Below are 8,241 nucleotides of genomic sequence, written 5' to 3' on the forward strand. Positions count from 1 at the left end.
GCCGAGCGCGGCCCGCGCCTGCGCGCCGGACCGGCCTGCCCCCGCTCGACGGCGGCTCCGCCGGGCGCTGACCGCCGAAATGTCACGGCCCGGGGCCAATTCGGGCGCCGGCCCCCTTCGGCGTGGCGAGTCGGGGCCCAAGTTGCTAGCGTCGCGCCGCTTGCGGTTCCTGAGGTTGCAGAATCTGATGACCTATTGCGTCGGCATACTCGTTCGCGAGGGACTGGTGATGATCGCCGACACCCGCACCAATGCGGGCATCGACAACATCGCCGTGTTCCGCAAGCTGAAGATCATCTCGCAGACCGGCCAGCGCGTGCTGGCGATCGCCACCTCCGGCAACCTCTCCGTCAGCCAGTCGGTGCTCAGCCTGCTGGCGGAAGGGCTGGAGAACCCCGAGACCGGCGAACTCGACACGCTCGAGAACCAGCCCACCATGTTCAAGGCGGCGCAGCTCATCGGCCGCGCGGTGCGGGAGGTGTGGCGGCTCGACGGCGCGAGCCTCGAACAGATGACCGCGCGCTTCGACGTGCAGCTCCTGTTCGCGGGCCAGGTGGCCGGCGGGCGGCTCAGGATGTTCATGATCTACGCCGCCGGCAACTTCATCGAGGTGACGCCGGACACGCCCTATTTCCAAATCGGCGAGCACAAATACGGCAAGCCGATCCTCGACCGCGCCGTCACCTACGACACCGACCTCTATGACGCCCTGAAGATCGGCCTGATCTCCATGGATTCGACCATGCGCTCGAACCTCGGCGTCGGGCCGCCCATCGACGTGCTGGTGCTGCGCAAGGACGCGCTGACGCCCGAGCTGGAATACCGGATCGAGCCGAACGAGCCCTATTTCCTCGACCTGCGCGCCCGCTGGTCGCAGGCGCTGCGCACCGCCCACATGGACATTCCGCGCCCTCCCTACGGCCAGAACGTCCCGGGCGACATCTGACCCGGCGGACAGCCGCTCCGCCCGCGGCTTCGCCCTCCCCTTCCGGCGCTTGACCCCATGCGCCGATTGGGCGAAGCACACATCTCAGCGTCGCCGGACTTAAGGGCCGGCGCGCGTGAGCCGGAACAGCACATCGGCCGCGCCACGGTTTGGTGAGCTGCAGGGCTGATGTCGTAATCGATCGTCAATGCGTAGGACTTGAAAAGGACTTGCGCGAAACTGGAAATTCGCCGCGTTAGCTCAGTTGGTAGAGCACCTGATTTGTAATCAGGGGGTCGCGGGTTCGATCCCTGCACGCGGCACCACTTCCCTCATCCGCCCTTGGGCGCGGGAACCGCGCCGCCGGTTTCGGGCGACAGCGCTTCGATGATGCCGCAGTCGCGCACCGCGCCGTGGCCGCACTGGCGCACCATGGCCTCCAGTTCGTCGCGCAGCGCCGTCAGGTCGGCGATCTTGCGCTTCACCTCGGCGAGATGGCTGCTGGCGATCGCGTCCACCGCCTCGCAGGGGCGGTCCCGCTGGTCGGCGAGGTCGAGCAGCGCCCGCACCTGCTCCAGCGAGAAGCCGAGATCGCGCGAACGGCGGATGAAGCTCAGCCGGTTGAGATGGCTGCGGTCATAGGCGCGGTAGTTGCCGGCGGTGCGGCGCGGCGGCGCCAGCAGGCCGATGCGCTCGTAATAGCGCACCGTCTCCACCTTGGCGCCCGCGGCGCGTCCCAGCTCGCCGATCGACAGCATGTCGGGCATGGCTTGACCCTGTAGTTGCTACAGGGTCCATATCGGGCGTCACGTCGGATTTGTCGAGGTGACGCCATGGCCGCCGCAAGCGCTCTGAAGTTCCGTATCGAAGGCATGGACTGCGGGTCCTGCGCCGCGAAAATCGAAACCGCCCTGCGGCGCCTGCCGGGCGTGGCGGAGGTGGAGGTGAGCGTGACCGCCGCCTCCCTGTTGGTCTCGGTCGACGAGGACCGCACCAGCCGGGAGACCATCCGCTCAAAGGTGAACGCGCTCGGCTTCCGCGCGCTGGAGGCGTCTGCTCCCGGAGCCTCCGCGCACGACGGCCACGGGCACGATCACGACCACGGCGCGTCCGACGATCGCCCATGGTGGAGAACGGCCAAGGGCGTCAATGCCCTCGTCTCCGGCGCGCTGCTGGCGCTCGCCTGGGGCGTGTCGCTGGTGGAGCCGCAATGGGCGGGCTGGCCCTATGTGGTCGCGGCGCTGGTGGCGCTCGTTCCCGTGGCGCGGCGGGCGGTCGTCGGCGCGCTCAACGGCACGCCCTTCAGCATCGAGACGCTGATGACGGTGGCGGCGCTCGGCGCCCTCGCCATCGACGAGGCGCCGGAGGCGGCGGTGGTGGTGTTCCTGTTCGCGGTCGGCGAGCTGCTGGAGGGGATCGCGGCGAGCCGCGCGCGGGCCGGCGTCAAGGCGCTGGTGGCGCTGATGCCGAACGTCGCGCGCCGCATCCGCGGCGACGCCGTGGAGACCGTGCCGGCGTCCGAACTCGTCATCGGCGATCTGGCGCTGGTGCGCCCCGGCGACCGGGTGCCCTCCGACGGCGTGGTGCAGGAGGGCGTGTCCGAGGTCGACGAGGCGCCGATCACCGGCGAGTCCCGTCCCGTTCCCAAGGCGCCGGGCGCGACCGTCTACGCCGGCAGCGTCAACGCCAACGGCGAACTGCGCGTCGCCATCACCCGCACCGCGTCGGACAACACCATCGCCCGCATCGTCGCTCTGGTGGAGGACGCGCAGGCGACCAAGGCCCCGACCGCCCGCTTCATCGAGCGCTTCAGCCGGTGGTACACGCCCGCCGCCATGGGGCTCGCGCTGCTCGTCATCGTGCTGCCGCCGCTGCTGGCGGACGGCGACTGGCGCACCTGGATCTATCGCGGCCTCGCGGTGCTGCTGATCGCCTGCCCCTGCGCGCTGGTGATCTCCACGCCCGCCGCCATCGCCTCGGCGCTCGCGGGCGGAGCGCGGCGGGGCCTGCTGGTGAAGGGCGGCGCCGCGCTGGAGACGCTCGGCCGGGTGACGACGATCGCCTTCGACAAGACCGGCACCCTGACACAAGGCCGCCCCCGCGTGGTGGACGTGGCCGCGATCGACGGCTCTGAGGACGAGGCCCTCGCCAAGGCCGCGGCGGTGGAGCGCGGCTCCAGCCACCCGCTCGGCCGCGCCATCGTCGAGGAGGCGGAGGCGCGCGGCCTCCCCATCCCCAACGCCTTCGGCGGCGCGGCCGCGCCCGGCAAGGGCGTGACCGCCCGTGTGCTGTCCGGCTTCGTCACCGTGGGCTCGCCCCGTCAGGCGGCCGAAAAGGGCCTTCTCACCGCCGCGGCGGCCGAGCGGGTGGCCGCGCTCGAATCCGAGGGCAAGACGGTGGTGGCGGTGGGCGAGGGCGACCGGCTGATCGGCCTCGTGGCGCTGCAGGACACGCTGCGCCCGGACGCATCCGAGGCCATGGCCCGGCTGAAGGCGCAGGGCCTGCGCGCCATCATGCTGACCGGCGATAACGCCCGCGCCGCCGCCGCCATCGCGGGCGCGCTCGGCGTGGAGCACCGGGCCGAGCTGCTGCCGCAGGACAAGCTCGCCGCCATCGCGGAGCTGCGCCGCGACGGCCCGGTCGCCATGGTGGGCGACGGCGTGAACGACGCCCCGGCGCTCGCCTCCGCCTCCGTCGGCGTCGCCATGGGCGGCGGAACCGACGTGGCGCTGGAGACGGCGGAGGCGGCCCTGCTCAGCGACCGGGTCTCGGGCGTCGCGGATCTCGTGGCGCTGTCGCGGGCCACGCTCTCCAACATCCACGTCAACGTGGGTCTGGCGCTCGGGCTCAAGGCCCTGTTCCTCGTGGCGACGCTGGCCGGCTGGGCCCCGCTGTGGATGGCGATCCTCGCCGACACCGGCGCCACCGTGCTCGTCACCGCGAACGCCCTACGCCTGCTGCGCTACGAGCCCGCCTGAGCCGCGACCCACGACCTGCCTGAACCGAGGCCAAAGGCCCGCCTGCCCGCAAGGGCGGCGGGCCTTCGTCGTGCAGGGCCGCATGGGTAACGCTCCTTAAGGTGAACGTTTTCCAAATCGACCCCCGTTTCGGCCGCCGCGCGTTAACTTTTGGCGAACCAAATGATCGCCTGATGCCCTTGCGAATATCTGTCGTGGTAAACGCTTTATGCTCTCTATCCGTAAATAACTCGTCTCCATTTCATTTATGAAAAGCAAACATCGAATATAAAACTGCGCTTCTTCATTTAGACTGACTTCAAACCCGCTATGAGATGGTCTTTCCCGGGACAGGACGGGAGACACCAATGGCAAACGTTTTCAAGAAGAGCGCCGTTTATATTCTGTTTGGACTGATGACCAGCGGATTCACCCTGTCGCCGGCGGCCTCCCAGACGGTCAAGGTGGCGCAGTCCACCGCCATGGAGGTGATCGGCGGGGCTAAGCCGCCGATGGGCTGGCTGCAGTTCTGCAAGGCCTTCGCCAGCGACTGCGCCGTGAAGGCAGCGAAGCCGGTGCGCGTGAAGCTGACCGCCGCCCGCCTCGCGGAGCTCGACCGGGTGAACCGCGCCATCAACGCCGAGATCGCCCCCGTCACCGACATGGAGCTCTACGGCGTCGAGGAGCTCTGGACCTACCCGACCGAGGGCAAGGGCGACTGCGAGGATTACGTGCTGCTGAAGCGCCGGGCGCTGATCGAGGCCGGCTGGCCGCGTCAGGCGCTGCTGATCACCGTGGTGCGCGACCTGAAGGGCGACGGCCACGCCGTGCTCACCGTCGTCACCGACCGCGGCGACTACGCCCTCGACAACCAGGCCGAAGAGGTCAAGCCCTGGGTCGAGACCGGCTACACCTTTGTGAAGCGCCAGTCCCAGTCGGACGTGAACCAGTGGGTTCTGCTCGGCGACGGCATCGGCCCGGTGGGCGTCGCCACCGCGCCCTGATCACCTGAGAGTTGGAACACGCGGTCCGGTCACCCGTCCCCACCCCGTCCCCGACCGGACAGCGCCAGAGGCCGGCCCGCGCAAGCGGCGCCGGCCTCGCCGTTTTCAGCCCCGCCCCAGCCGGTAGACGCCGCCGAGCCGGGGCGTCCCGTCCGTCTCCGCAAGCCCGCGCGCGACCAGATCTTCGAGATGGGCGAACACCGACAGCGCCGCCGCGCCGGCCAGCCCCGGATCGAGCCCGCGATAGAGCTCCGCGACCAGATCCGGCGCGCGGCGCTCGCCCTCCTTCAGCCGGGCGAGGATCGCGGTCTCGCGCATCAGCCGGTGGCCGACGAGATGGCGCACGAAGGTGCGCGCCTGGGCGAGCCGCGGCCCGTGGCCGGGCAGATAGACGTCCTCGTCCCGCGCCATCAGCTTGCGCAGCGACGCCATGTAGGGCGCCATCGCGCCGTCGGGCGGCGCCACGATCGAGGTGGACCACGCCATCACATGATCGCCGGAAAGCAGCGTCCCGGCGCCCGGCAGCGCGAAGGCGAGATGGTTGGCGGTGTGCCCGGGCGTCGCGACGGCGGTGAGCGCCCAGCCGTCGCCCGAGATGGTCTCGCCGTCGGCGACCCCCACGTCCGGCCGGTAGGCGCCGTCCGAGGAGGCGTCGAGCAGGGCGCCCTCGCCCTCCTCCAGCGCGCGGAACGGCCGGTGCGGCCCGGCGCCGTAGACCGGCGCGCCAACCGCGGCCTGAAGCGCCGCAAGCCCGCCCACATGGTCGAGATGGCTGTGGGTGACGACGATCGCCTCCACGGTCTCGCTCTTCACGGCCGCGAGCAGCGCCGCGAGATGGGCCTCAGAGCGCGGCCCCGGATCCACGATCGCGACCCGCCCGCGCCCGACCACATAGGTGTTGGTGCCGGTGAAGGTGAAGGGCGAAGGATTGGGCGCCAGCACCCGCCGCACCCCCGGCGCGACCTCCACCGCCACCCCCGGTTCGGCGTCACGGCTGCGGTCGAAGGTCAGATTATCGCTCATGACCACGTCATACCGCCCGCCCGCGCGCCCGAAAAGGCAGAGACAGCGTCAGGCGCGCCGCAGGCGCCGAGGGTCGATCAAGGCGATGGCGAGCCGAGACGCGGCGTCGCGCGTCGGCCCTCCCAGGCCCGCGGCCGCGTGACTCGCCGGCCGGCATGTTAACGTTCAGTCCGGTGGGACGCTTCTTGCTCAGGTCGAGGTGAATTTTGCTCAAGATCGGCTTTCTGTCCTTCGGACACTGGTCGCCGTCTTCACAGTCTCAAAGCCGCTCGGCGGGCGACACCCTGCTGCAATCGATCGATCTTGCGGTCGCGGCGGAAGAGTTGGGGGCCGACGGAGCCTATTTCCGCGTCCACCATTTCGCGCGGCAGCTCGCGTCGCCGTTCCCGCTGCTCGCGGCGGTCGGCGCGCGAACGCGCAGAATCGAGATCGGCACCGGCGTCATCGACATGCGCTACGAGAACCCGCTTTACATGGCGGAGGACGCCGGTGCGGCCGACCTCATATCCCGAGGACGCCTGCAACTTGGCGTCAGCCGCGGCTCGCCCGAGCAGGTGATCGAGGGCTGGCGGCATTTCGGCTATGCGCCTGCGGAGGGCGAGAGCGACGCCGATATGGGCCGGCGTCACACCGAGACGTTTCTCGATGTCATCCGCGGCGAAGGCTTCGCCCAGCCGAATCCAAGTCCCATGTTTCCAAATCCGCCCGGTCTTCTCCGCATCGAGCCGCATTCGGAAGGGTTGCGCGACCGCATCTGGTGGGGCTCCGCGTCGAACGCCACAGCGGTGTGGGCGGCGACACAGGGCATGAACCTGCAAAGCTCCACTCTCAAGAAAGACGAGACCGGCGAGCCATTCCACGTTCAGCAGGCGAAGCAGATCCGGATTTACAAGCAGGCATGGAAGGACGCCGGCCATGCACGACAACCGCGCGTTTCGGTTTCGCGGTCGATCTTCGCGATCGTCAACGACCTGGACCGGGCCTATTTCGGTCGCGGACAGGACAGCGATCAGATCGGGATCATCGACGACATGCGGGCCGTATTCGGCCGCTCCTACGCGGCGGAACCGGACGAGCTCGTCGACCAGCTGAAGGCGGACGAGGCGATCGCGGAAGCCGACACATTGCTGCTCACTGTCCCAAACCAGCTCGGCGTCGCGTACAACGCTCATGTGCTTGAGGCCGTTCTTACGCATGTCGCCCCGGCTCTCGGCTGGCGCTGACTATCACATGAACGATCCTGCCGTGCGCCGGGCGAAAGCGGCGTCACGGGTTCTGGCTTTGTGGAGCCGACCGGATTCGGCCTTGCGACGCAAATATGAGGCCTCGCTTTCGCCTGACCGACGGCGGCTCAGTCGTCGCCGGTCAGGGCCAGCCGGCCGGCGCCGGCGAACACCATGTCGCTCTGGGGGCTGTGGATGCGGCCGCAGAGCACGTCGCGGTGGTGGCGCTCCAGCGGGTTCGCGCGCGACAGGCCGTGGTTGCCGGTCAACCGCAACGCACGCTCGGTGACGGCGATCGCCCCCTCGGTGACGGCGACCTTGATCTGCCCCGCCTCCGTCAGCGTCAGCGAGCGGTCGCGGTCCCAGTCGCGGCTGGCGGAGAGGATCAGCCTGCGGTGGAGCGCGAGCTGGGCCTCGTTCTCGCCGATCGCGTGCCGGGGCAGCGGCAGGGTGGCGAGCGGCGCGCCAAGATTGCTCGGCGTCCGGGCGCGGAGAAAGCCGATCGTCCACGCCTGCGCCGCGCGCGCCACGCCGTCGTAGAGCGCCGCGAGCAGCACGCAGATCCACACCGCGCCGAGCGCCTCGGGCGCCGCCGCCCAGGCCTCCGGCGTGCGCAGGTCCGCGGCGCGGTCGTCGGACACAGGCGCGTCGTCGAAGATCACGTCGTGGCTGTTGGTGGCGCGCAGGCCGAGATGGTCCCAGCTGTCGTGAACGCGCACGCCGTCGCCCGCGAGCGGAACCAGCACGTTGCCAACGCGCGGAACGTCCTCGTCGGTGCGCGCCCAGACGATGCCCCAGGTCAGCGCCCGCGAGCCGGTGGAGTAGGTCTTGCGGCCGGACAGGCGCCAGCCGCCGTCCGTTCGGCGCAAGATCGTGGCGGGCAGCCCGCCCCGCCACGGCGTTCCGAGGTCCGGCTCGACCCGCAACGCGTTCAGCAGCGCGCCCTCGCCGGCCGCCGCCGCCGTCGTCTCCCGCTTCAGCGCCAGCGGCCACGCGCTTTCGGCCACCGACGCCAGCGAGATGTACTGCATGGCGACGATCAGCGCGGTGGCGGGCTCCGCCTGCCCCAGCGCGCCGATGACCCGGGCGGCGTCCTCCAGCCCCCGGCC

General features: G+C 70.2%; 7 protein-coding genes and 1 tRNA gene. 5 read left to right on the top strand and 3 right to left on the bottom strand.

Going from position 1 to position 8,241, the window contains the following annotated elements:
* Window positions 1–187: 187 nt before the first annotated feature.
* Window positions 188–946 (top strand): peptidase, encoded by a 759-nt coding sequence (locus ACFQ4O_RS12600; RefSeq protein WP_378776044.1) that lies wholly within the window; start codon window positions 188–190, stop codon window positions 944–946.
* 229 nt (window positions 947–1,175) lie between these two features.
* Window positions 1,176–1,251: transfer RNA gene (locus ACFQ4O_RS12605), tRNA-Thr, on the top strand.
* 6 nt (window positions 1,252–1,257) lie between these two features.
* Here ACFQ4O_RS12605 and ACFQ4O_RS12610 read toward each other — a convergent pair.
* A complete protein-coding gene (locus ACFQ4O_RS12610; protein WP_378776045.1) occupies window positions 1,258–1,692 on the bottom strand; it encodes a MerR family transcriptional regulator in 435 nt (144 codons plus the stop codon).
* A 66-nt stretch (window positions 1,693–1,758) separates the two neighbouring features.
* On the opposite strand from ACFQ4O_RS12610, the gene ACFQ4O_RS12615 reads away from it, so the two are divergent.
* Both ACFQ4O_RS12615 and ACFQ4O_RS12620 read left to right on the top strand, forming a co-directional pair.
* On the top strand, window positions 1,759–3,903 hold the full coding sequence (locus ACFQ4O_RS12615; RefSeq protein WP_378776046.1) for a heavy metal translocating P-type ATPase: 2,145 nt from the start codon (window positions 1,759–1,761) through the stop codon (window positions 3,901–3,903).
* 395 nt (window positions 3,904–4,298) lie between these two features.
* The gene (locus tag ACFQ4O_RS12620) at window positions 4,299–4,886 is read left to right on the top strand and encodes a transglutaminase-like cysteine peptidase (protein WP_378776047.1); all 588 of its coding nucleotides are present in this window, start codon (window positions 4,299–4,301) and stop codon (window positions 4,884–4,886) included.
* Between the two features lie 105 nt (window positions 4,887–4,991).
* Here ACFQ4O_RS12620 and ACFQ4O_RS12625 read toward each other — a convergent pair whose 3' ends face one another.
* The gene (locus tag ACFQ4O_RS12625) at window positions 4,992–5,909 is read right to left on the bottom strand and encodes an MBL fold metallo-hydrolase (protein ID WP_378776048.1); all 918 of its coding nucleotides are present in this window, start codon (window positions 5,907–5,909) and stop codon (window positions 4,992–4,994) included.
* A gap of 206 nt (window positions 5,910–6,115) precedes the next feature.
* Here ACFQ4O_RS12625 and ACFQ4O_RS12630 point away from each other — a divergent pair, with 206 nt between their 5' ends.
* Window positions 6,116–7,132 (top strand): LLM class flavin-dependent oxidoreductase, encoded by a 1,017-nt coding sequence (locus tag ACFQ4O_RS12630; RefSeq protein ID WP_378776049.1) that lies wholly within the window; start codon window positions 6,116–6,118, stop codon window positions 7,130–7,132.
* A gap of 128 nt (window positions 7,133–7,260) precedes the next feature.
* On the opposite strand, the gene ACFQ4O_RS12635 is transcribed toward ACFQ4O_RS12630, so the two are convergent.
* Window positions 7,261–8,241, bottom strand: a 981-nt coding sequence (locus tag ACFQ4O_RS12635; protein WP_378776050.1) for an acyl-CoA dehydrogenase, incomplete at its 5' end; no start/stop codon positions are given.

Source organism: Methylopila musalis, from assembly GCF_042679725.1.
GTDB classification, from domain to species: Bacteria; Pseudomonadota; Alphaproteobacteria; order Rhizobiales; family Methylopilaceae; genus Methylopila; species Methylopila musalis.